The 21581-nt window shown below is 71.7% G+C and carries 23 protein-coding genes and 1 tRNA gene; 13 read left to right on the top strand and 11 right to left on the bottom strand.

All coding sequences use genetic code 11. From position 1 onward, the window contains the following. Positions 1-64: 64 nt before the first annotated feature. The 4 genes from AB0N27_RS23625 (at position 65) to AB0N27_RS23610 (ending at position 4441) form a co-directional block, all read left to right on the top strand. On the top strand, positions 65-1357 hold the full coding sequence (locus tag AB0N27_RS23625; protein ID WP_364373658.1) for a pitrilysin family protein: 1293 nt from the start codon (positions 65-67) through the stop codon (positions 1355-1357). After that, positions 1354-2697, top strand: coding sequence for a pitrilysin family protein (locus tag AB0N27_RS23620; RefSeq protein WP_364373655.1), 1344 nt, complete (start codon positions 1354-1356; stop codon positions 2695-2697). The genes AB0N27_RS23625 and AB0N27_RS23620 overlap by 4 nt, the downstream gene beginning before the upstream one ends. A 160-nt stretch (positions 2698-2857) precedes the next feature. After that, on the top strand, positions 2858-3883 hold the full coding sequence (locus tag AB0N27_RS23615; protein ID WP_364373651.1) for an aspartate-semialdehyde dehydrogenase: 1026 nt from the start codon (positions 2858-2860) through the stop codon (positions 3881-3883). Positions 3884-4000: 117 nt separating this feature from the next. Next, positions 4001-4441 carry a PPOX class F420-dependent oxidoreductase gene (locus AB0N27_RS23610; protein WP_364373648.1) on the top strand — a complete coding sequence of 147 codons (441 nt, stop codon included), beginning with the start codon at positions 4001-4003 and terminating at the stop codon, positions 4439-4441. Positions 4442-4451: 10 nt separating this feature from the next. Here the strand turns inward: AB0N27_RS23610 and AB0N27_RS23605 are convergent, their stop codons facing one another. After that, positions 4452-5030 (bottom strand): nucleotidyltransferase family protein, encoded by a 579-nt coding sequence (locus AB0N27_RS23605; RefSeq protein WP_364373645.1) that lies wholly within the window; start codon positions 5028-5030, stop codon positions 4452-4454. Between the two features lie 176 nt (positions 5031-5206). Between AB0N27_RS23605 and AB0N27_RS23600 the strand changes: the two genes are divergently transcribed. The 4 genes from AB0N27_RS23600 (at position 5207) to AB0N27_RS23585 (ending at position 9106) form a co-directional block, all read left to right on the top strand. Further along, on the top strand, positions 5207-5623 hold the full coding sequence (locus AB0N27_RS23600; RefSeq protein ID WP_357990259.1) for a CBS domain-containing protein: 417 nt from the start codon (positions 5207-5209) through the stop codon (positions 5621-5623). A 204-nt stretch (positions 5624-5827) separates the two neighbouring features. After that, positions 5828-6199: an SCP2 sterol-binding domain-containing protein gene (locus tag AB0N27_RS23595; RefSeq protein WP_364373641.1), complete on the top strand. Its 372-nt coding sequence runs from the start codon at positions 5828-5830 to the stop codon at positions 6197-6199. Further along, entirely contained in the window at positions 6199-8259 is a 2061-nt protein-coding gene (locus tag AB0N27_RS23590; RefSeq protein WP_364373638.1) for a glycogen debranching N-terminal domain-containing protein, read from the top strand. The genes AB0N27_RS23595 and AB0N27_RS23590 overlap by 1 nt, the downstream gene beginning before the upstream one ends. Before the next feature lie 94 nt (positions 8260-8353). Further along, complete coding sequence (locus tag AB0N27_RS23585) at positions 8354-9106, top strand: lysophospholipid acyltransferase family protein (protein ID WP_364373635.1); 753 nt, start codon at positions 8354-8356, stop codon at positions 9104-9106. A 145-nt stretch (positions 9107-9251) separates the two neighbouring features. On the opposite strand, the gene AB0N27_RS23580 is transcribed toward AB0N27_RS23585, so the two are convergent. From AB0N27_RS23580 to AB0N27_RS23560, 5 genes are all read right to left on the bottom strand, one after another. Continuing rightward, positions 9252-9974 (bottom strand): hypothetical protein, encoded by a 723-nt coding sequence (locus AB0N27_RS23580; RefSeq protein WP_364373632.1) that lies wholly within the window; start codon positions 9972-9974, stop codon positions 9252-9254. A 71-nt stretch (positions 9975-10045) separates the two neighbouring features. Next, the gene (locus tag AB0N27_RS23575) at positions 10046-10759 is read right to left on the bottom strand and encodes a response regulator transcription factor (RefSeq protein ID WP_364373629.1); all 714 of its coding nucleotides are present in this window, start codon (positions 10757-10759) and stop codon (positions 10046-10048) included. After that, positions 10732-11874, bottom strand: a complete 1143-nt coding sequence (locus AB0N27_RS23570; protein WP_364374272.1) for a hypothetical protein — start codon at positions 11872-11874, stop codon at positions 10732-10734. The genes AB0N27_RS23575 and AB0N27_RS23570 overlap by 28 nt, the downstream gene beginning before the upstream one ends. Positions 11875-11911: 37 nt before the next feature. Further along, positions 11912-13090: an ATP-binding protein gene (locus AB0N27_RS23565; RefSeq protein WP_364373626.1), complete on the bottom strand. Its 1179-nt coding sequence runs from the start codon at positions 13088-13090 to the stop codon at positions 11912-11914. A 118-nt stretch (positions 13091-13208) separates the two neighbouring features. Then, on the bottom strand, positions 13209-13604 hold the full coding sequence (locus AB0N27_RS23560) for a VOC family protein (RefSeq protein WP_364373624.1): 396 nt from the start codon (positions 13602-13604) through the stop codon (positions 13209-13211). A gap of 109 nt (positions 13605-13713) precedes the next feature. Between AB0N27_RS23560 and AB0N27_RS23555 the strand changes: the two genes are divergently transcribed. After that, a complete protein-coding gene (locus AB0N27_RS23555) occupies positions 13714-14730 on the top strand; it encodes a hypothetical protein (protein ID WP_364373621.1) in 1017 nt (338 codons plus the stop codon). Positions 14731-14774: 44 nt separating this feature from the next. Beyond that, positions 14775-15206 carry a VOC family protein gene (locus AB0N27_RS23550; RefSeq protein WP_364373618.1) on the top strand — a complete coding sequence of 144 codons (432 nt, stop codon included), beginning with the start codon at positions 14775-14777 and terminating at the stop codon, positions 15204-15206. Positions 15207-15215: 9 nt separating this feature from the next. Here the strand turns inward: AB0N27_RS23550 and AB0N27_RS23545 are convergent, their stop codons facing one another. From AB0N27_RS23545 to AB0N27_RS23530, 4 genes are all read right to left on the bottom strand, one after another. After that, on the bottom strand, positions 15216-15671 hold the full coding sequence (locus AB0N27_RS23545) for a DUF3592 domain-containing protein (protein WP_364373615.1): 456 nt from the start codon (positions 15669-15671) through the stop codon (positions 15216-15218). Positions 15672-15786: 115 nt separating this feature from the next. Further along, entirely contained in the window at positions 15787-17868 is a 2082-nt protein-coding gene (locus tag AB0N27_RS23540) for a PQQ-dependent sugar dehydrogenase (protein ID WP_364373612.1), read from the bottom strand. Positions 17869-18069: 201 nt separating this feature from the next. Next, on the bottom strand, positions 18070-18456 hold the full coding sequence (locus tag AB0N27_RS23535) for a VOC family protein (protein ID WP_364373609.1): 387 nt from the start codon (positions 18454-18456) through the stop codon (positions 18070-18072). A gap of 38 nt (positions 18457-18494) precedes the next feature. Then, on the bottom strand, positions 18495-18857 hold the full coding sequence (locus AB0N27_RS23530) for a MerR family transcriptional regulator (protein ID WP_364373606.1): 363 nt from the start codon (positions 18855-18857) through the stop codon (positions 18495-18497). Positions 18858-18915: 58 nt separating this feature from the next. Here AB0N27_RS23530 and AB0N27_RS23525 point away from each other — a divergent pair, with 58 nt between their 5' ends. Beyond that, complete coding sequence (locus AB0N27_RS23525; protein ID WP_364373604.1) at positions 18916-19626, top strand: SDR family oxidoreductase; 711 nt, start codon at positions 18916-18918, stop codon at positions 19624-19626. A 251-nt stretch (positions 19627-19877) separates the two neighbouring features. After that, the gene (locus tag AB0N27_RS23520) at positions 19878-20579 is read left to right on the top strand and encodes an HAD-IA family hydrolase (protein ID WP_364373601.1); all 702 of its coding nucleotides are present in this window, start codon (positions 19878-19880) and stop codon (positions 20577-20579) included. Positions 20580-20645: 66 nt separating this feature from the next. On the opposite strand, the gene AB0N27_RS23515 is transcribed toward AB0N27_RS23520, so the two are convergent. Beyond that, positions 20646-20718, bottom strand: a tRNA-Arg gene (locus AB0N27_RS23515). Positions 20719-20876: 158 nt separating this feature from the next. Here AB0N27_RS23515 and AB0N27_RS23510 point away from each other — a divergent pair. Next, the gene (locus AB0N27_RS23510) at positions 20877-21572 is read left to right on the top strand and encodes a hypothetical protein (protein ID WP_364373598.1); all 696 of its coding nucleotides are present in this window, start codon (positions 20877-20879) and stop codon (positions 21570-21572) included. Positions 21573-21581 lie beyond the last annotated feature (9 nt).

Raw genomic sequence — 21581 nt, 5'->3', positions numbered from 1 at the left:
TCGGTCGGCTCGCCGACCGACCACACGTCACCTTTCCGCCCCCGAGATCGGATAGCGTCGTGCCATGCCCGACAGCGGTTACCCCTGGCCCATCGAGACGTCCCGACTGGACAACGGCCTGCGCGTGGTGGTGAGCGAGGATCGCACCGCGCCCGCCGTGGCCGTCAATCTCTGGTACGACGTCGGCTCCCGGCACGAGCCGGCCGGGCAGACCGGTTTCGCCCACCTCTTCGAGCACCTGATGTTCGAGGGCTCGGTGAACGTGGCGAAGACCGAGCACATGAAGCTGATCCAGGGCTCCGGCGGCTCGCTGAACGCCACCACGAACCCGGACCGGACCAACTACTTCGAGACGGTCCCGGCCGAGCACCTGGAGTTGGCGCTCTGGCTGGAGGCCGACCGGATGGGCGGTTTGGTCCCCGCGCTCACCCAGGAGACGCTCGACAACCAGCGCGAGGTGGTCAAGAACGAGCGGCGCCAGCGCTACGAGAACGTCCCGTACGGCGACGCCTGGCTTCGGCTGCTGCCGCTGCTCTACCCGCCGGGGCACCCGTACCACCACTCGACGATCGGCTCGATGGCCGACCTCAACGCCGCCGACCTCGCCACCTTCCAGGCGTTCCACGAGATGTACTACGCGCCGAACAACGCGGTGCTCACTGTCGTCGGCGATGCACAGGCCGCCGAGGTGTTCGCGCTGGCCGACAAGTACTTCGGAGCGCTGCCCGCCCGCGACGACATTCCGCCCGCACCCGACGGCCGGACCGTCCCGGCGACCGGGCAGCCCGCCACGGAGACGGTGACCGCCGACGTGCCGGCCCCCCGCGTGTACGTCGCGCACCGCGGTCACCCCTTCGGCAGCCCCGGGTACGACGTGCTCACCGTCCTGGCCACCGTGCTCGGCAGCGGCCGGGGCAGCCGGCTCTACCAGCGGCTCGCCGACGGCGAGCGGATCGCCCAGCCGGACCTGGTGGGCGCGTACGGGGTGGACCTCGCGCACGCCCCCGCGCCGCTGATCGCCACCGCCACCGCCCGCCCCGGGGTGAGCGCCGAACGGCTCGCCGAGGGGCTGGCCGAGGTCGTCGACGAACTGGCCACCGTGCCGGTGACCGCCGCCGAACTGGACCGCGCCAAGGCGTTGCTGAGCACCGCGTGGTGGCGGCAGATGTCGACGGTGGACGGCCGCGCCGACACGCTCGGCCGGTACGCCACCCAGTTCGGTGATCCGGCCCGTGCCGGCGAGCGGCTGCCGGCCTGGCTCGCCGTGACCGCCGAGCAGATCGCCGAGACCGCCGCCGAGGTGCTCGGTGCCGCCGACCGGGTGACCCTGACCTACCTGCCCGAGGAGACCGCATGACGCTGATCGCCGACCGTCCCGGCCCGGGCGCCGCCCGCCCGTACCGGTTCCCGCCGGTGGTCCGCCGCACCGTGGCCGGTGGCCAGGTCGTCGCCGCGCACCTGCCCGGGCAGACGCTCGCCGTCGCCCTGCTGCTGCTCGACGTCGGTGCCGGCCGGGAACGCAACGGCAAGGAGGGGCTGGGCGGGGTGCTGGCCAAGGCGTTGGAGGAGGGCACCGCGCAGCGGGACGCCACGACGTACGCGCTGGCCATCGAGGCGCTCGGCACCGAGCTGGTGACCGGGCTGGACTGGGACTCGTTCCAGGTCAGCGTCCAGGTGCCGGTGGACCGGCTGACCGCCGCCGTGGAACTGCTCGCCGAGGCCGTCCGCACACCCCGGCTCGACCCGGCGGACGTCCGGCGGGTCCGCGACGACGAGGCGACAGCGCTGCGGATGGACTGGGCCAACCCTGGTCCGCGTGCCGACGCCGCGCTGCGCGCCGACCTGTTCGGCGCGGACAACCGCTGGGGACGCCCGATGTACGGCGACCCGGATTCGGTGGCTGGGCTGGACGTGGAGGACGTGACGGTCTTCCATTCCGAGTGGTTCCTGCGCCCCGGCACCCTGGTCGTCGCCGGTGACCTGGACCGGATCGACCTCGACGCGCTGGCCGCCGCGGCGTTCGCCGGCACCGGCGGTGGTCCGGTCGACAGGGGTGGCCCGATCGAGGTGCCGTTGCACACCGAGCGGCGGATCATCCTGGTGGACCGGCCGGGCTCGGTGCAGTCCACGCTGCGGTTGGGTCACCCGTCACCGCACCGCGCGCACCCCGACCACGTGCCGATGACGCTCGCCGGCACGGTCCTCGGCGGGGCGTTCACCTCCCGGCTCAACCACCTGATCCGCGAGGTGCGCGGCTACACGTACGGCATCCGGGGCGAGTTCGCGTCGTCCCGGCGGTTCGGCCGGTTCACGGTCAGCTCCGGTGTGCAGACGGCGGTCACCACGCCGGCGCTGGTCGAGGCGGTAGGTGAGATCACCCGTACGCAGGCCGGCGGGGTGACCGAGGAGGAGTTGGCGGTGGCGCGTTCCTGGCGGGCCGGGCAGCTCTCGGTCGAGTTGCAGAGCCCTCGGGCGATCGCCTCGGCGTTGACCACGCTCGTGGTGCATGACCTGCCTGACGACTACCACGCGCAGCTGCGGGAGGCCCTGCTCGCCGCCGACGTGGACCAGGTGTCCGCGGCGGCCTCCACCCACCTGCACCCTGACGCGCTGACCCTGGTGGTCGAGGGCGACGCGGCGGTGATCCGGGACGACCTGGAGGCCGCCGCCCTGGGCGACCTGATCAACCACCCCTGACCCTCCCCGCCCTCCTTGGTTGATCGTGAGCTTGTTGTCCTCCGCCGCGGCGTGTCGTCACCACAACTTCATGATCAACCGGGTGGGGCGGTGTGATGCGGGACCCGGGGGGTGGGAAAGGGCTCCCGGTTGTGGGGGAGGGCTCGGTAGCCTCGCGGTCATGAGGATCGGCATTGTGGGGGCCACCGGCCAGGTCGGTGGCGTTATGCGGCAGGTGCTGGCGGAGCGGGAGTTCCCGGCGGAGCAGGTGCGGTTGTTCGCCTCGGCGCGGTCCGCCGGGCGTGCGCTGCCGTGGCGCGACGGCGAGGTGGTCGTCGAGGACGCGGCCAGCGCCGACTACTCGGGGCTGGACATCGTGCTCTTCTCGGCGGGTAAGGGCACCGCCCGGGAGCTGGCCCCCCGGGTCGCCGAGGCCGGCGCCGTCGTGATCGACAATTCCTCGGCGTTCCGGATGGACCCGCAGGTCCCGCTGGTGGTCGCCGAGGTCAACCCGCACGCCGCCGCCGACCGCCCGAAGGGCATCATCGCCAACCCCAACTGCACCACGATGGCCGCGATGCCGGTGCTGCGCCCGCTGCACGCCGAAGCCGGCCTGGTCGGCCTGGTCGTGTCCACGTACCAGGCGGTCTCCGGCGCAGGGTTGGCCGGCGTCGCCGAGCTGGACGAGCAGGTCCGCAAGGTCGCCGAGCACGCCGCCGGCCTCGCCTTCGACGGTTCGGCTGTGGAGTTCCCCGCGCCGCGGTCGTTCGCCGAGCCGATCGCGTTCAACGTGCTCCCGCTGGCCGGCTCGATCGTCGACGACGGCTCGTTCGAGACCGACGAGGAGCAGAAGCTCCGCAACGAGAGCCGCAAGATCCTCGAGATCCCCGACCTCAAGGTGTCCGGCACCTGCGTCCGGGTGCCCGTCTTCACCGGCCACTCGCTCCAGATCAACGCCCGTTTCGCCAGGCCGCTCACCCCGCAGCGGGCCCACGAGCTGCTCGCCGACGCCCCCGGGGTCGCGCTGACCGCCGTTCCGACGCCGTTGCAGGCCGCCGGTCAGGACCCGACCTACGTGGGCCGGATCCGCGCCGACGAGACCGTGGAGTACGGGCTGGCCCTGTTCTGCTCCAACGACAACCTGCGCAAGGGCGCCGCGCTCAACGCGGTGCAGCTCGCCGAGCTGGTCGCCGCCGAGCGTCGCTGACCCGTCGCGTCACCTCGAGCCCCCGCCGGTCGCCGGCGGGGGCTCGGTCACGTTCCGGGCTACTGCCGGCCGGGCGTGCTTGGATGGACGGAACCCGACGTCCCCTGGGAGGAAACCGTGCCGGACGACCGCACCCAGCAGGCGTTGACCGATCTGATCGCCGGCCGCTCGATGGGCGTGCTGGCGACGATCAAGCGGGACGGGCGGCCGCAGCTGTCCACTGTGGTCTACTCGTTCGACACCGACGCCGGGCTGATCCGGGTCTCCGTCACCGAGGGGCGGGCCAAGACCGCCAACCTGCGTCGGGACCCGCGGGCCAGCTTCCACGTCAGCAGCGAGGACGGCTGGGCGTACGCGGTGGTGGAGGGACGCGCCGAGCTGACCCCGCCCGCCGCTGAGCCCGGCGACGCCACGGTCGAGGAACTGGTGGACCTCTACCGGGCGCTGAGCGGCGAGCACCCGGACTGGGACGAATACCGCCAGGTGATGGTCGACGACCGGCGGCTGGTGCTGCGCCTGCACGTGGAGCGCGTCTACGGGATGCCGCCCCGGGGCTGAGCCCGACCGCTCACCCCGGCTCGATCACTGTGACGCCGGGCCAGCGCTGCGCCGGGCGGTGCCGGGCCAGCCGCCGCCGGGACCGGGCCACATCCACCCGGGCCGGGTTGTGCCGCCACACCCCGCCCAGCAGGTCCGCCAGACCGTACGGCGCGCAGATCTCCAACCGGCCGGCCGCGTCCAGGCGGACGGCGACCGCCGTCGCGTACTCCGGCCAGGTGGCGACCGCCTCGGCCACGCTCCGGTACGGGGCGATCGGGTCACCGCCGAACTTCGCCGCGTACCAGGTGTGCACCGCCGCCTGGTTGCGCGCCTCCCACGGTGGCTGCTGCCACGCCGCCGTGAGCCGGGCGGTGGCGAGGTCGTCGTCCTCGCGGGTCAGCCGGGTCGGGTCGAAGAAGACCACGTCCACGTCCCGGACCGTCGCCGGGTCGAACCCGTCGCCGTACCGCTCGCCCCAGACCAGGTCGCGCAGGGCGCCCGCGCCGATCCACGCGTCCGGCAGACCCGAGTCGCGCACCACTGTCAGCGCCCGGGTCAACCACCTGTTGCCGGCGACCAGTTCCCGCAGTTCCCGCTCGTGCGCCACCGGCCCACGGTAGGCGGCGGAACCCGGGCCGCGCTGCCCCGGCGGGCGGGTGTCACGTCAACCGGCGGGTATACCTGCCTGCCGCGCCGACGTCGCGGGACATCGGGGAACCGGTGGCGTTACCCCCTGCCGAGCGGCGGGTAGACGGGCCGTGCCGACACCGAGAGGGGAGCACCATGACAACGGTCGGAGAGTTCATGACGACCCGGTTGGTGACGATGGACGGCAACGACACGCTCATCGCGGCCGCGCAGGAGATGCGGGACAGTGCGATTGGTGACGTGGTGGTGACCGACGGCGACAACGTGGTCGGAATCGTCACGGACCGGGACATCACCGTTCGGGGTGTCGCGGAGAACATGGACCCGGGGTCGACCCGGCTGAACGAGATCACCACCCGTGACGTGATCACGGTGAGCCAGTACGACGACGCGGTCGCCGCCGCGGATCTCATGCGCACGTACGCCGTACGCCGGCTGCCGGTGATCGACGACGGACGCCTGGTGGGCCTGGTCTCGATGGGTGACCTCGCGGTCGAGCGCGAACCGCAGTCGGTCCTGGCCGACATCAGCGCCGACGACCCGAACAACTGACCGTCCGCCGCGGGCACGCCGGCCCTCCCCTCGCGGGAGGGCCGGCGTCGCGCGTCAGGGGTCCCGCGCGGCTCACCCGATCCGGGCGAGGTTGACGGTGTACCCGGCGGGGACCCGTGCGGGGACGTGCCAAGCCGGCCGTGCGCGCGACGCGAGCGCGCCGGGTGGGATCCCGGGCCCGGCGAACTGGGAGGAGTGGACCCGATGGTGGACGCGACCACGAGGTTCTTCGAGGACCTGGACCGGCGGGGGTACGAGCCCCTGCTGGCGAAGGCCTCCGGGACGCTGCGCATCGACCTGCACGAGGGCGCGCAGACCCGGCACTGGCTGCTGGCCATCGACCACGGCCGGCTGGAGGTGAGTCAGGAGGACCAGGAGGCCGACACCGTCATCGGGGCGAGCCCGGCCCTCTTCGAGGACATCGCCACCGGCCGTGAACACGGCATTGCGGCCCTGCTGCGCGGGGACATGACGGTCTCCGGTGACGCGCGGCTCGTCGTGCAGGTGGAGCGGATCTTCCCGGGTTCCCCGGACGCCCGCGGGCCGCGTCGGCGCTTCACCGAGGAGGTGTACTGATGGGGCAGAGCAACACGGTCCGGATCCTCGACGGCAGCACGTTCGTCGTCTGCGAGGACACCGGCGACATCGAGGCGACACCGAGCGAGCCGACCGGGCTGTTCTCGCTGGACACCCGGTTCCTGTCCACCTGGGTGCTCACCGTGAACGGTGAGCGCCTCAACTCCCTCTCCTTCGACGACCTGCAGTACTTCGAGTCCCGGTTCTTCCTGGTGCCGGGCATGGCCACGCACTACGTGGACGCGAAGTTGTCGATCATCCGGGAGCGCGCGGTGGGCGGCAGCTTCCGGGAGCAGCTCACCATCCTCAACCACGACGAGAAGCCCGTCGACCTGGAGATCCGGATGGAGGCGGCGTCGGACTTCGCCGACCTGTTCCAGGTCAAGGACGAGATCCTGAACAAGAAGGGCGAGAACTACTCCGAGGTCGAGCCGGACAGGTTGCGGTTGGGCTACCGCCGGGGCAACTTCCGGCGCGAGACGGTCATCTCCTCGTCGACCGAGGCCCGTTACGACAGCAGGGGTTTCGCGTACACCGTGCATCTGGAACCCAACGAGCAGTGGAACACGGCGATCGACGTGCGAACCCACGCGCTCGGGCCCGGAGGCCGGGACCTGCGCATGGGAGTCCGGGCGCACGGCGCCGAGCGGCTCGCCCTCCAGCACGACCTGGAGCAGTGGATCGCCGACGCCCCGAAGGTCAACAGTGAGCACGGTCGGGTCGCCAGCACGTACCGGCGCAGTCTCATCGACCTGGCGGCGTTGCGCTTCTCGCCGCTGTCGCTCGGCGGCGCCACGCTGCCCGCGGCCGGCCTGCCCTGGTTCATGACCATGTTCGGCCGGGACAGCATCCTCACCTGCCTTCAGACGCTGCCGTTCACCCCGCAGCTGTCGAAGACCACGCTGCGCATCCTGGCGTCGCTGCAGGGCAGCCGGTTCGACGACTTCCGCGACGAGGACCCCGGTCGGATCCTGCACGAGATGCGGTACGGCGAGACGGCCGCGTTCGAGGAGCAGCCGCACTCGCCGTACTACGGCTCGGTGGACGCGACCCCGCTGTTCGTCGTGCTGCTCGACGAGTACGAGCGGTGGACCGGGGACGTCGCGCTGGTCAAGGAGCTGGAGCAGGAGTCCCGGGCCGCCCTGAGGTGGATCGACAGCTACGCCGACCTGATCGGCAACGGCTACATCTGGTACGAGCGGCGCAACACCGAGACCGGCCTGGAGAACCAGTGCTGGAAGGACTCGTGGGATTCGATCTCCTACGCCGACGGCACGCTGCCGCCGTTCCCGAGGGCCACCTGCGAGGTGCAGGGCTACGCGTACGACGCGAAGGTCCGCGCGGCGCGAATGGCCCGCGAGTTCTGGGGTGACCCGCGGTTCGCCGACCAGTTGGAGCGCGAGGCCGCGGAGCTGAAGGAGCGGTTCAACCGGGACTGGTGGGTGGCCGACGGGGAGTACTACGCCCTGGCCCTGGACCCGGACGGCCGCCAGTGCGACGTCCTCAGCTCCAACATCGGTCACCTGCTGTGGAGCGGGATCGCCGAGCCGGAGCGGGCGGAGAAGCTCGCGGAGCACCTGGTGGGGCCACGGCTCTTCACCGGTTGGGGCGTACGCACACTTGCCGAGGGCGAGGCCCGGTACAACCCGATCGGCTACCACAACGGCACGGTCTGGCCGTTCGACAACTCGTTCATCGCCTGGGGTCTGCGCCGGTACGGCTTCGCCGAGGAGGCGGCCTGCATCGCCAACGGCATGTTGGACGCGGCCACCTACTTCGACGGGCGGCTGCCGGAGGCGTTCGGCGGCTACCCCCGGGAGTTGACCAAGTTCCCTGTGGAGTACCCGACGGCGTGCAGCCCGCAGGCCTGGTCGACGGGTACGCCGCTGTTGCTGCTGCGCACCATGCTGGGCCTGGAGCCGCACGAGGGGCACCTGGCGGTCGAGCCGCGGCTGCCGGTGGGGATGGGCCGCATCGAGGTGCTTGACATTCCTGGTCGTTGGGGTCGGGTGGACGCGTTCGCCCGGGGTCGGGTGGACCTGAACAACCTCGCCGACTGACCGGACGGGCCGGCCGACCGGGCGGCGGCGCGCAGAGGCGTCGCCGCCGGTCGGCACCCAGGCGATCCCCAGCTGGGCAGGGTAGATTCTGCCAATGCCGGAGCTCGTGTACCCGCCCGTTATCGCCGCCGCCAAGACGATGTTCCGGGTCCTCGACCTGAAGATCAACATCGAGGGCGCCCATCACGTACCCCGCACCGGCGGGGCCGTGCTGGCCAGCAACCACGTGAGCTACCTCGACTTCATCTTCGCCGGTCTCGGCGCGAACCCCTCCGGTCGGATGGTCCGCTTCATGGCCAAGCAGTCGGTCTTCGCGCATCGGATCGGCGGGCCGTTGATGCGCGGGATGAAGCACATCCCGGTGGACCGGGACGCGGGCGCGGCGTCGTTCCGCGCGGCGGTGGCCGCGCTCAAGAACGGCGAGGTGGTGGGTGTCTTCCCGGAGGCGACGATCAGCCGGTCGTTCACCGTGAAGGAACTCAAGAGCGGCACGGTGCGGATGGCCCGCTCGGCGAAGGTGCCGGTGCTGCCTGTCGCCCTGTGGGGCACACAGCGACTCTGGACGAAGGGCCGCCCTCGCACGCTGACCCGCCGGCACACGCCCATCACGATCCTGGTGGGCGAGCCGATCCACCCCGCCGACTATCCGGACCCGAACGTGCTGGCCGCCGAGCTGACGACCCGGCTCACGGCGCTCGTCGAGCGGGCCCAGCGGGAGTACCCGGACGCCCCCTCCGGCCCGGACGACACCTGGTGGCTGCCCGCGCACCTGGGTGGCAGCGCCCCGACGCCCGAGGAGGCCGCCGCCATGGACCCGGCCGGGGAGCAGCGCAGCCCCAGCGTCTGAGCGGCGGGCCGGTGACCAGATCGGTCCGCATCCGGGCGCGATGGTGTCTGCCGTCTCGGCTACCAGCAGCTGCTGCGGGTGGAACGCGCCGAGCACCTCATCGGCCACGGCACGACAGTGGAGTCGGCCGCCCGAACGGTCGGGTTCACCGATGCCCGGATGCTGCGCCGCCTGCGAGCCCGGTCCACGGGGTCTGCTCCGGCCCGGCCCGGTAGTAGTCGTCGCGGGAACGGAACTCCACAGGCAGTGAGCCCGGCAGCGTGACCCGGGTGTCCCCGGCGAGCAGGCCGGGGCCGGCCCGCAGCAGCAGCACGTCGCGTTCCTGCGCCGACAGGTCGACCAGTTGCGGCCGGGTGAGCCGGAACATCGCCACCGCGCGGCGGACCTGCTGGGCCAGCGCGGTGACTTCGCCGACCGGCCCGCCGAGGGCCAACGCCGGCTGCTGGATGGTGCGCAACGCGTCGCAGACGATCAGCAGTTGCGCGGGGGTGTCCCCGGCGGCCGGCGGCAGCTCCAGACGGGACGGCCACTGCCAGCGGATCTGCCCGCTCATCAGCCCCGGCAGTCGACCGGCGAGCCGGGTGCGGGGCGTGTCGTCGGCGACCAGGGAGAGTTGCGAACCGGTGCCCACCCAGCAGACCCGCTGGTCGGTGACGGTCACCGAGACCGGACCGGGCAACCCCCAGCCCCGCCGCGCCTCCGTCGGCCCGAGCAGGTAGCCGGCGACAAGCATCTTGTACCGGCCGAGCACCCGTTCACCGGGCCTGGGACGCAGGTCGTACCGGCGGTCCAGGACCGGCCCCACGTCGTCGTCCATGGTGTCGAACCGGTGCGGCCCGATAAAGAAGGGAGACGCGTCGCAGTGCATCGTCACGACCTTCCGGTCAGCTGGCTGTCTCCAAAGCGTGGCGGACGCGACAGCCGCTGTCATGACGCCCGTTAGGGGGTCGGCCGGTCGTGCGTCGCCTGTGACCGGTAGATGCCAATCTCCTCCGGGCGGACTAGGCCGTCCTCGATCGCCCGGGCGAGCAACGCCGCCTTTGTGGCAGCCGGACGCCCCGCCCGGGTGTACTTGATCCGCGCACGGTCCACGTACTGCTTGACCGTGTGTTCGCTGATCTGCATCCGCCGGGCCACCGACGCCTTGGACATCGACTGGAACCAGAGCAGCAGCGCCTCCCGTTCCTTGTCCGACAGCATCGGCCGGTCCGGTCGCGGGTCGCCGACCATCGCGCCGGCGAGCGCCGGCGGCACGTACGGGCGGTCGCTCGCGGCGGCCAGCACGGTCGCCACGCAGTGCTCCCGGCCCTCGTGCTTGGCCAGGAACGCCGCCGCTCCCGCGTCCAGCGCCGCGAGCATCGTGTCCGGGTCGGTGTGCTCGGAGTAGACCACCACCCGCCGCCCGGCGGCGCTCAGCTCGGCCAACTTGTCCAGCGCCATCCTGCCGTGCAGCCGCAGGTCGAGCAGGACCACGTCGGCGTGCGGGGCGGCCCGCAGCACCTCGTCCGGGTCGTCCCCGGTGGCCAGCACCGTCAGTCGCGCCTCGGTGGCGAGCCACGCGCGGACCCCCTCGACGACCACCGGATGGTCGTCGACGATCGCCACGCCGACCGGCCGCCCGCCGGTCATCTCCGCCACCGGGTCTGCGCCCATCTGATGTTCCCGTCCCGTTCGTAGAGGTGCTGCACCGGCCCGTCGTCGTACTCCCCGGGCGGTGGACCGGTCGCCTCCGGCGCCGGCCGGTCCGGCGTGACGAGGCTGACCACCACCTCGTCCGGGCCGGACACCACTGTCAGCCGGGCCCAGTCGCGGGCGCCCGCGAGGAGGGCGGTGAGCGGGTCGGCCAACTGGCGGCGAATCTCCACCGGCAGCGGCGGCGGACTGCCGATGGTGACCAGGTCGATCGGGAGCCCGTTGCGTTCGGCCAGGTCGGCGGCTGCCCGCAGCTCGTGCAGCAGGGGGTCCGGCACGTCGTCGGACTCGGCGATCAGGCGGCGTAGCCGGGCGGCGGCGAGCACGCACCGCCGCTGCACCTCCGGGTCGTCAGGGTCGGCCTCTCCGGCGGCCAACTCGCCGAGGACCCGGCCGGCCGTCGCCCCGACCAGCGAGAGCCGGTCGCGGCGTTCGCGCAGGCCCCGTTCGGCGGCGTCCCGTTCCGCGGCGATCGTGTGCATGGCGGCCGCTGCGGCGGCCCGGTCCCGACCCAACCCGACGATCATCGTGCTCCCCACGAAGATCGCCACCGGGAGCGAGAACGTGCCGTAGACGTACATGACGTACCGGGCCAGGTCGGCTTCGTCGATGCCGTGCCCCAGGACGGTGACCAGCGCGATCAACGCGTGCACGGTCAGCAGCGCCACGAGCCCGGTGACCCGCCGCCCCCACAGCGCCAGCAGGAAGAACCAACCGAGCGTGCCCCACACCCAGTTGGCGGCCGTGAACAGCTGGCGCTCGCCGGCGGCGGCGAAGACCGCCGCGTCGACGACGACCAGAAAACCGGCAAGCGGCCACGGTGGTAGCGGTGTGTCACGTAGCAGGAGCACCCCGGCCGTCGTACCGGCCGCGAGGACCAGCACCCAGCCGCCGATCACCACCACCGGCGCGGCGAAATCCGCGCGGGCGGCCAGCACCGCGGGCAGCCCGATGGCGAGGTGCCAGGCCAGCGCGATGGCGACGGCGACGATCCGGGCACCCCGGTCGGACGCGTGGGCCACCGCGGCAGGCGCGGCGAGAGCCTCCGCCTGGGTCGACTCGCGGGGCGCCGGCACGTCGAGCCGGACGGGTGCCGGCGCGGTGGCGTCGAGGTCAGCCGACACCGGGCCACTCCAGCCGGATCCGGGTGCCCTGACCGGGCGTCGAGTCCACCTCGGCCCGTCCGCCGACCGTCGCCATCCGGCCACGGATCGACTCGCGCAGCCCGTACCGGTGCGCGGGGACGGTGGCCGGGTCGAAACCCGGGCCGTCGTCGGCGACCTCGACCACGACGGCGATCGCGTCGCGGGTGAGCCGCAGCGAGGCCCGCGCCCCCGGGGCGTGCCTGGCCACGTTCGACAGCGCCGCGTAGGTGCTCTCGGTGATCGCGTCGGCCACCCCGGCGGGCACCGCGCAGGGTGCCAGCTCCACGCTCACCGGTAGCTCGGGCAGCCGGTCGGGCACCCTGCGCAGCCGCCCGTCGAGGGACACCGGGCCGTCGCCGGCCACCGGGCCGGTGTCGGCCACCGCGACGAGGGTACGCAGGTCGGACGCGCACCGTTCGCGGAACGCGGCCGACGGCCCGGCCACCGCGCCGAGCCCCACCATGGTCAGCGTGCCGAGCACCGTGTCGTGCAGGTCGCGGTTCTGCTGCCGTTCGGCCTCCCGGGCGGCGCGGGCGACAAGCGCCTCCCTGGTCAGCCGCTGATGCTCGGCGAACGCCCGGTCGGCGCGGCCGATCCGCCGGCGCATCACCGCTGTCATCATCGCCGTGCAGCCGGTCTGCACCAGCAGCGTGGCCGCGTGGGCGCGTGCCTCGGTGGGGTTGCCGGCGGAGTACGTGCCCACCGCGTACGTGGCGGTGACCAGCAGCCCGGCCGGAACCGACCATTGCGGCGTGCCGGTGGCCTGTGCGTTGATCACCGTGGTGCTGGCGAGCACCGCGATCCAGCTGCCCTCGCCGGGAAGCACACCGGGCGCCACCAGCACGGGGATGAGCAGGCAGACCACCGCGGTGATCGCGACGTCAGCGGCGGTCAGGGCCGGGGTGAATCCGTGCCGCAGCGCGCGGATCGCATACCACAACGACCAGCCGGTGAGCGCGGCCACGACCGGCAGCAGCAGGGCCGTCTCGACAGGTGGGGTACGCACCGACAGCGCCACCGCCGCACTGACCAACCCGCAGGTCAGCCGCAGCAGCGCCGGAGTCGTGGTGAAGATGAGGTTCAGCACGCCACCGGCCGGATTGTCCAGCGCGGGCGGCGGCACGCTCGGGGCGGCAACGGCCGGCATCGGGAAGTGTCCTTCCGACAACGACCCGGTCCGGGTCCGCGCGGCAGAGATCGACGTCGGAGAATAGCACGACCGGTGGCCGTCGATCATCCCTTGTGCGCGGACTGTCGCTAATGTGTCACTCTGTGCTGCGAGGCTGGAGCAGATCCCACTTGTTGCCGTACAGATCGGCGAACACCGCCACCGAGCCGTACGGCTCGTGCCGCGGCTCCTCCAGGAAGCGCACCCCGGCCGCCACCATCCGCGCGTGGTCCCGGGCGAAGTCCTCGGTGTAGAGGAACAGGCCGACCCGCCCACCCGTCTGGTCGCCCACCCGGGCCCGCTGCTCCGGACCGCGCGCCCGGGCCAGCAGCAACGCCGTCTCCCGGGCACCCGGCGGGCGCACCACCACCCAGCGCGAGCCGTCCGCTCGGGGAGTGTCCTCCACCAACTCGAAGCCGAGGCTACCGACGTAGAAGTCGATCGCCTCGTCGTACTCCCCGACCAGCAACGCGACAAGTCCCAGATGCGCCATGGGGGCATCATGCCCACTGCCGCTCCGGACCGGGCCGGCGGCGTCAGCGAGGGTCGGAGGCGTCACGCCGGCCCGGGAACCAGGCCCGGCCCGCGGTCGTCCCACAGTCATGCCAAAGGGTCGCAATGTCCTGGTGGTGGCGCTGCTCGGGGTGGCCCTGAGTGGCTGCGGGGAAACGGTTGGCGGGCCGGTCGACGATCCCGGCCCGGCCGAGATCGTCGGGTCGTGGACCTCCTGCGCCGAGGCGGCCCCGCAGGCGGGCGCGGAGATACCGGCCCCGCCGGCGGACACCGGCTCGCCGGCACCGCCGGCCTCCGCGCGGAACGGGCCGGAGATCGGGCGGATCGACAAGGCGTTCACCCCGGCCTCCGCGGTGCTCTGCGGCAGGGAGATCCGGCCGCGTCCCGGCGGCGGGCAGGAGCAGGTGGCCACCGAGCGCCACGCCGACGAGATCGACGCGCTCGTCGAGGCGCTGCGCCTGCCCGACCAGCAGCGGCCGAGGGGCGAGTTCGCCTGCACCCTCGACATGATCGTCCCGCCGTGGCTCGCCCTGCTCGACGAACGGGGCCGCTGGCTGCGCCCGTACCTGCCGACCGACTCCTGCGGCAAACCGCGCGTCGAGGTGCGAACCGCGCTTGCCGGACTGCGACTGACCACCGTGGACACCCGTACCGTCGGGTCCGTCGAATCCCCTGAGGCGGCCGCTGCCGGCTGCGCCCAACACTGGGCGGACATGGTGTGGGTGGAGACCACAGACGGCCGCCGCCCGGGACCGCCCGTGCCACCCGCCGCGCCGACCGACGGGCCGCTGCGCCTCTGCGTCTACCAGGTACCCCCGTCCGAGCAGGGCGGCGGCAAGCCGGCGGGCGACTTCGTGTACGGCGGACCGCTGCCGCGCGAGCGCCAGGCGGGCGTGCTGCGGGCACTGGGCAACCGGCGGGCCGTTGTCGACTGTGCCACTCCGGCGTCCCGCTTCGCTGTGCTGCGACCGCTGGACGGCACCGGCGGCCCCGACAGGTACGTGGAACTCGACGGCTGCCGGCGCTTCCTGGTGGTGTCGCCGACCGGCGGGTCGGGGCTCGGTCAGGGCGACAGCACGCTCGCCGGCCTGCTCGGTCCCCTCTGAGTCGCGCAGGTGGAAACGTCGCAGGCGTGCCGTACGGTCCGATCATGCCAGCCAGAATCGACCTCACACTCGACTCCACCAACGCGCAGGTGCTCGCCGCGTTCTGGAAGACGGCCCTGGGCTACATCGACGAACCGCCGCCACCGCCCTTCGCGACCCGGGCGGAGTGGCTCGCCCAGTTCGACCTGCCGGAGGACGACCCGGCGGACGGGGCGTGGCTGTGCGATCCCGACGGAGTCGGTCCGCGCCTGTCCATCCTCGACGTGCCCGAGCCCAAGACGGCCAAGAACCGCCTCCACATCGACATCCGGGTGGAGGGCAGCGGAAGCCCCGACGAGCGGTGGGCGCGGATCATGGCGGAAGCCAACCGCCTGGTCGAGGCGGGTGGGCTCGTCCTGGAGGAGGTCGACAGGCACCACGTGGTGATGGCCGACCCCGAGGGCAACGAGTTCTGCGTCGCCGCAACCGCGGCTTGACGGGGCGGCCTACGCCCACTGGTCGTCTCGGGTGCGGATGACCAGCACCACCCCGACGCCGCCGAGGACGGCGAACACCAGCCCGGCCGGGATGGCCGTCCAGGACATCAGGAACGACAACGAGCCGTTGGTGTGCCCGTTCGCCGCCACGAACTTCTCCGGGGCCGCCGGGTCCACCCACAGGGCCATCGTCGGTCCGGGAGTCCGGTGGCAGCCGGTCCCACCGGCACAGGGGATCCAGGTGCTGTACTGCTTCGACTCGTACAGGTAGGAGACCTCGATCCGGTCGATGCCGCTGCCCCGGCCACCGTCTCCTGCCCGGTCGGACACGTGGGCCGTGACCGGCACGCCGTCGGCCCGCAACCGGTCCGCCTCCGACGACACGTGCCACCGGTATGCCAGGGCACCCCCGGCCAGGCCCAGCCCCGGCAGCAGCATCGCCATCGAGATCAGCAGGATCCGCATTCGCGGGCGCATGCCAGCCGGGGTCGGTGCCGGGGATCCGCGCCGTCGTCTCGTCACGGTGCACATCCTCCGACGCGGGCGCAACCTGCCGCCCGCGCCGGAGGTGGCCCACCTGTCAGTTGCCGAGAGTGACGTGCAGGATGCGTTCGTTGCTGTTGTTCGGAGTGCTGTCCTTGTCGCCCTGGTTGGTGGTGGTCAGCCAGAGCCCACCGTCGGGGGCGGGCTCCACCGTCCGCAACCTGCCGTACGTTCCGCTGAAGTAGGTCTGCACGTTCGTCAGGCTGCTGCCGCTGATCACCGCGCGATACATCCGGGCACCCCGTGCGCAGGCCACGTAGAGGGCGTCCCGCACGATCGTGATGCCGGAGCAGGACCCTTCCGCGGTCGGGTAGGTGCGTGCCGGTGCGATGAATCCGGCCGTGCCACAGGTGCCGCTGGTGCCCTCGCACGCGGGCCAGCCGTAGTTGCCGCCCTTGGTGATCAGGTTGGTCTCATCCATGATCGAGTTGCCGAATTCCTGCTCCCACAGTCGACCCTGCGAGTCGAACGCCAACCCCTGCGGATTGCGGTGGCCGTAACTCCACACGTAGTTGCCGAACGGGTTGTCCGACGGGACGGTGCCGTCCGGGTTGAGCCGCAGGATCTTGCCTTCCAGACTCGACCGGTCCTGCGCGTAGTTGCCGTTCTGCGCGTCGCCGGTGCTCGCGTACACCTTGCCGTCCGGGCCGAACCGCAGGCGACCGCCGTCGTGGTACTTGTTGCGCCGGATGCCGCTGAGTAGCACCTGCTCGCTCGCCGTGTTGAGCGCACCGTTCTCCAACCTGATCCGGACGACCCGGTTGTCGGTGGGGGAGGTGTGCATGATGTACAACCACCTGTCGCTGGTGAAGCTCGGCGAGATGGCCAGACCCAACAGGCCGCCCTCACCGTCGGTGCTCTGCACGTTCGGCACCGTGCCCAGGTTGGTCTTCGCCCCGGTGGTGGGGTTGAGCTGGATGATGTCGTGCGCGTCGCGGCGGTTGTAGAGGACGCTGCCGTCCGGCAACGTCACGAGCCCCCACGGGATGTCGGTGTCGGTGGTGACCTGCCGTACCCCGCACACCGCGTTTCCGCATCCGGCGCCGGTGGTCACCGTCGCGGTGCCGCTGCGCGGAGACACGTTGTCCTGCGCGTCCCGGGCCACCACCTGGTACTGGTAGGCGGTGTTCGCCGCGAGGCCGCTGTCGGTGAACGTGGTGACCGGGGGAGCGCCGGTGACCGTGCCGACCTTCACGCCGTTGCGGAAGACGTCGTACGCCCGTACCCCGATGTTGTCGGTCGACGCGGTCCACCGCAGCGTGACACTGGTGCCCGAGGCGGTGCCGGTGAGCTGCTGCGGAGCGGTCGGCGCCTGGGTGTCGGCCTGGCACGGCGGCGGCGTGATCGACACGGTGGTGCTTGCCTGCGACACGTTGCCGGCAGCGTCGCGGGCGTTGACGTACAGTCCCCAGGTCGCGCCGGCGACCACCGTGAGGCTTGTGGACAGCGTCGTGCCGCTCACCGACTTCATGAGCTGACCGTCGTGGTAGACGTCGTAGAAGGCGACAGCGACGTTGTCGGTCGAGGCGTTCCACGCGAAGGTCACCGAGTTGCAGGTCAGGCCGCTCACCCGCGGGCTGCCCGGTGCGGTGGGCGGCTGGCTGTCGGCACTGCCCAGGGCCGTCGTCCACCGCTGGTTGGCCTGCCCGTGGCAGGTCCAGAGATTGACGGGGGTGCTGTTGGCGGTCGCCGCGCCCGTCACGTCCAGGCACAGACCGGACTGGACGCCGACGATGGTCCCATCGGTGTTGATCCGCCAGCGCTGGTTCGCGCCACCTGTGCACCCGTTGATCTGGATGGCGGCCGGCGAGGTGGTGTCCTGCCCCACCACGTCCAGGCACATCGTCTCGTCGTACACCCGCAACTCACCGGCCGAGGTTAAGGTCCACGACTGGTTGGCCTGCCCGTTGCAGTCGTAGATGTTGAGGCCCGTGCCTGCCGTCCGGACGTTGCCGACCACGTCCAGGCAGCGGCCACTGCCCACGCCGACAACCGTCGCGGGAGCAGCCGCCGCAGCGGGCACGGCGACCGCCACGGTCAGCAGTGTCACGGCCGCCACCGCCGCCGGTAGCAACCGTCGGCGGGACTGGCGTGGTTTGGTGCGCGCGAAGAATCGCATCCGTCCTCCATGATCGTCGACCGGCCGCCCCAGGCGACCTGTCGCCCGACCATGTCGAACAGTTGGCATCGACCATCAAAGATGAATTACCCACCCAAGTCAACAATGTCGCTCGATGATGGACAAAACCGGAGGCCGACGCGACGTCCGCGCCGCCGCAGGTCGCCGTTGTCGCGACCAGGGCTGCGTCGGAGGTACGCCTCAGAGTTGCTGGACGATCTGGATCGGGTTGCCGTCCGGGTCGGCGGTCCAGGCAATCAGCAGACGGTCCAGCCACGGGTGCGGTGCGGCCAGGGCGGGGGAGCCGTTCGCCGTGAGTGCGGCGTACGCGCCGGCGGTGTCGTCGGTCCAGAGGATCACCGCGGCCCGTTGCCCCTGCGGCACCGGGTCGAGTCCGTGGTCGTCGCGCGTCGAGGCCACCGAGGCGACACCGATCCGGTAGCCGTCGAGCGCGAGGTCGACGTGGATCGGCTCGCCTTCGGTCGGCACCCGGAACGTCTCGGTGAAGCCGAGACCGGCGTAGAAGGCGGCGGCGCGGGGGACGTCCTCGCTGAAGAGAATCACCTGAGGAGCCCGGAACGTAGACACGGATCGACGCTATCCCCGGCAGGGCCGGGCCGCCACGCTCACACGTAGTCGCACTGGGGGTTCGGCCCCGACGTCACCTCGATGATGGCGTCGAGCCTGTCCCGGGTGCTCGTCAGCTCGGCGATCTGCGCGTTGATCCGGTCTCGCTCCGCCGCCAGGCGTGCGCGCGACTCCGGGGTGCTGACCCCGGCGTCCACGCACGGCAGGAGCTCCGCGATCGTCCTGCTGGACAGTCCCGCGCCGTACAACTGCTGGATCAGCCGCACCCGGTCGACCGCCGCGTTCCCGTAGCGCCGCTGCCCGCTCTCGGACCGCGTCGAGACCAGCAGGCCCTGCTCCTCGTAGTACCGCAGCGCGCGAACACTGACCCGCGTCTGGTTCGCCAGATCCCCGATCCGCACAGTGACCCACCTCGCAATACTTGCCTCTGACGTCAACGTGAGGTTCTAGCCTAGCTCCATGCAGATCAACGGCACGAAAGCCCTCGTAACGGGCGCCAACCGTGGCCTCGGCAAGGCCTTCGCCGAGGCTCTCGTCGCCCGCGGCGCCACCACCGTCTACGCCACCGCCCGCCGCCCCGACAACATCGACATCCCCGGCGTCGTACCACTCCAGCTGGACATCACCGACCCGGCATCCATCGACGCCGCCGCGGCCGAGGTGGGCGACCTGGACATCCTCATCAACAACGCCGGCATCTCCACGAACGCGCCACTGCTCGGGCCCTCCACGGAGAACATCCGCCGCGAGTTCGACACCAACTTCTGGGGCACCCTCAACGTCACCCGCGCGTTCGCCCCGAGGCTCGCCGGGGGTGCCATCCTCAACGTCATCTCGGCGCTGAGCTGGTACGCCTTCGCCCCCGCCAGCAACGGCTACGCCGCCTCCAAGGCCGCCGAATGGTCTCTCACCAACGGCATCCGACTCGAGCTGGCCGACCAGGGAACCCAGGTCACCGCACTGGCGCTGGCCATCGCCGACACCGACATGATGGCCGCCGTCGACATCCCCAAACTCCCACCCCACGAGGTGGTGGCCATCGCCCTGGACGGCCTCGAAGCGGGCAAGCTCGAAGTGATCGCCGACAGTCCCACCGCCAAGGTCAAGGCCTCGCTCTCCCGCGACCCCGCCCTCTTCTACGCCGACATCCCCGGCGCCCTCTTCGGCTGACACCACCACCGGCTCAACCCGGTCGGGGAATCTGAAGAGCTGCGGCGGGCAGCCAGCGGGGGTTGGTCCCGCCGGGCGCCCGCTCCGTAGCTCACCAGATCCGGATCCGATGTGGGTGCCGCCTCCACGAACGTGGTGTCGATACCGAGGAGCGCCAACCGCTGCATGGTCAAGAGCCGTACCGGTCGGGTAAGGCGGATCTCCTCGATGAACGGGCCATCGATGTCCGACGAAGCGGGTAGGCTCCGCCGGTGAAGGACGAGGGGCGTGTTCGTGGAGTGATGTTCGACGCCGGAGGTGTCCTGACACGACCGATCGGCGGTCGGTGGAATCCTCGGTACGACTTCGAGGGCATCGTCATGACGCATCACCCTCAGGTGCGGGAGGGCCTGTTTCCCGAGGCCATCGAAGCCGGGCAGCGCTTCCTGGATGCGTCAACCGCAACGGCCAACCGCACCGATTATCACCGGACGATGCTGGCGGCGCTCGGCATCGACTGCCCATCGGAGCAACTACTGCAGCATCTGGAGGCTCCGGCCGCAGGGCCCACCATCGAGCCCTATCCCGACGTTCGTCGCGTCCTCGACCAGCTACAGCTCTGGGGCGTTCGCATGTCGATCGTCTCCGACAACTGGGCCGGGCTGGAGGCGACGTTCGCCAGTCTGGACATCGGGCACTACTTCGAAGGTTTCGCGATCTCCGAGGTCCTCGGCTGCCGCAAGCCCGACCCGCGGATGTACGCCGAGGGTAATCGCCTACTCGGCCTTGAGCCGCACGAGTGCCTGTTCATCGACGATGACCCGCAGCTCGTGGCCGCCGCCAAGGACCTCGGATATCACGGCGTCACGCTCGACCGAGATGCGCAGCAGAGCACCACGAGCGATGTCATCGTGTCGTTGAGCGATCTCCTCCCCATCATCGAGGCCCGGCGAGCCGCCGACAGCACCTGGTGAGCCGCGTCAAGATCCCCAAGACCGAGCGGTTCCGATGCGGCACAGACGCTCTGCTGGTGGAGACGGTGCGCCCGGTAGGGTTCGAACCTACGACCTTGGGATTAGAAGTCCCCTGCTCTATCCGCTGAGCTACGGGCGCGCGGCGTGGATGTCGCGCCAGAAGGGTACCGCCAACCCACCGCGCGTCGGGCCAACGGGTGGCCGCGTCCACATTGCCGAGCAGGGTCTTACGGGGGCGGGGCGACGGGCATCCGGGTTCCCGCTGGCCGGCCCGGCACCGGACCGTACCCTCGGCTGGTGCTGCTGGATCCGGACGCCGAGAGCGGCGTCGCCTACGAGCTGTGCCAGGTCGTCGGCCGTGCCATTCTTCCGTACCGTACGTCGGCGGGCTTCGGCACCGCGTTCTTCTTCCGCAGCGGTGACGACCCTGTGGGGGAGACGCTGGTGACGGCGGCCGACCTGGTCGGTTTTCCGGACGGTGAGCTGGGCCTGCGGGGGAGCGTCACCGAGCCGGACGGGGTCGCCCCCGACGCGCTCGTCGACGGCGAGATCGTGCCCGGCTGGTCCCGCTACCCCGGCGACGGGGTGGCGGTGCTACCTACCGCCGGCCTGCACCGGCACGCCGGCGACGGCGGCTGGCGGTGGCGGGTGCAGCCGGTGCCGGCCGCGATCGCCGCCGGGGCCGAGGTCGTCGCGCGCCTCGGCGCCGACGCCAGTTCCGCCTTCGTGCTGGCCCAAGGGGTACGGGAGGACGGGTCGCGCCCGCTGGAGGTCGCGATCGAACGGGTGGTCCGCGACGGGGACGACGTGCGGATCACCGACGACCTGCCACCGGGGTACGTCGGCGCGCCCGTCTTCGTCGTGCAGGTCGACGCCACCGGCGAGGTGTCGCTGTACTGCCTGGGCCTGGTCCTGCCCGGCGTCGACGGTCACCGGGTGGCGACCTTCGACCGGATCGGCGCGGTCCTGCCAGCGACGCCCGGCGACGCCTGAACCGGCTGG

This window comes from Micromonospora sp. NPDC093244 (assembly GCF_040683695.1).
In the GTDB taxonomy this organism is placed as follows: domain Bacteria; phylum Actinomycetota; class Actinomycetes; order Mycobacteriales; family Micromonosporaceae; genus Micromonospora.
Note: the sequence above shows the minus strand (reverse complement) of the source record. Positions and strands in the feature narration are given on the sequence as shown.

Coding starts and splice junctions, on each gene's coding strand:
- AB0N27_RS23625 (WP_364373658.1), top strand. CDS start 65: ATGCCCGACAGCGGTTACCCCTGGCCCATCGAGACGTCCCGACTGGAC.
- AB0N27_RS23620 (WP_364373655.1), top strand. CDS start 1,354: ATGACGCTGATCGCCGACCGTCCCGGCCCGGGCGCCGCCCGCCCGTAC.
- AB0N27_RS23615 (WP_364373651.1), top strand. CDS start 2,858: ATGAGGATCGGCATTGTGGGGGCCACCGGCCAGGTCGGTGGCGTTATG.
- AB0N27_RS23600 (WP_357990259.1), top strand. CDS start 5,207: ATGACAACGGTCGGAGAGTTCATGACGACCCGGTTGGTGACGATGGAC.
- AB0N27_RS23595 (WP_364373641.1), top strand. CDS start 5,828: ATGGTGGACGCGACCACGAGGTTCTTCGAGGACCTGGACCGGCGGGGG.
- AB0N27_RS23590 (WP_364373638.1), top strand. CDS start 6,199: ATGGGGCAGAGCAACACGGTCCGGATCCTCGACGGCAGCACGTTCGTC.
- AB0N27_RS23585 (WP_364373635.1), top strand. CDS start 8,354: ATGCCGGAGCTCGTGTACCCGCCCGTTATCGCCGCCGCCAAGACGATG.
- AB0N27_RS23580 (WP_364373632.1), bottom strand. CDS start 9,974: ATGCACTGCGACGCGTCTCCCTTCTTTATCGGGCCGCACCGGTTCGAC.
- AB0N27_RS23575 (WP_364373629.1), bottom strand. CDS start 10,759: ATGGGCGCAGACCCGGTGGCGGAGATGACCGGCGGGCGGCCGGTCGGC.
- AB0N27_RS23565 (WP_364373626.1), bottom strand. CDS start 13,090: ATGCCGGCCGTTGCCGCCCCGAGCGTGCCGCCGCCCGCGCTGGACAAT.
- AB0N27_RS23560 (WP_364373624.1), bottom strand. CDS start 13,604: ATGGCGCATCTGGGACTTGTCGCGTTGCTGGTCGGGGAGTACGACGAG.
- AB0N27_RS23555 (WP_364373621.1), top strand. CDS start 13,714: ATGCCAAAGGGTCGCAATGTCCTGGTGGTGGCGCTGCTCGGGGTGGCC.
- AB0N27_RS23550 (WP_364373618.1), top strand. CDS start 14,775: ATGCCAGCCAGAATCGACCTCACACTCGACTCCACCAACGCGCAGGTG.
- AB0N27_RS23545 (WP_364373615.1), bottom strand. CDS start 15,671: ATGCGGATCCTGCTGATCTCGATGGCGATGCTGCTGCCGGGGCTGGGC.
- AB0N27_RS23540 (WP_364373612.1), bottom strand. CDS start 17,868: ATGCGATTCTTCGCGCGCACCAAACCACGCCAGTCCCGCCGACGGTTG.
- AB0N27_RS23525 (WP_364373604.1), top strand. CDS start 18,916: ATGCAGATCAACGGCACGAAAGCCCTCGTAACGGGCGCCAACCGTGGC.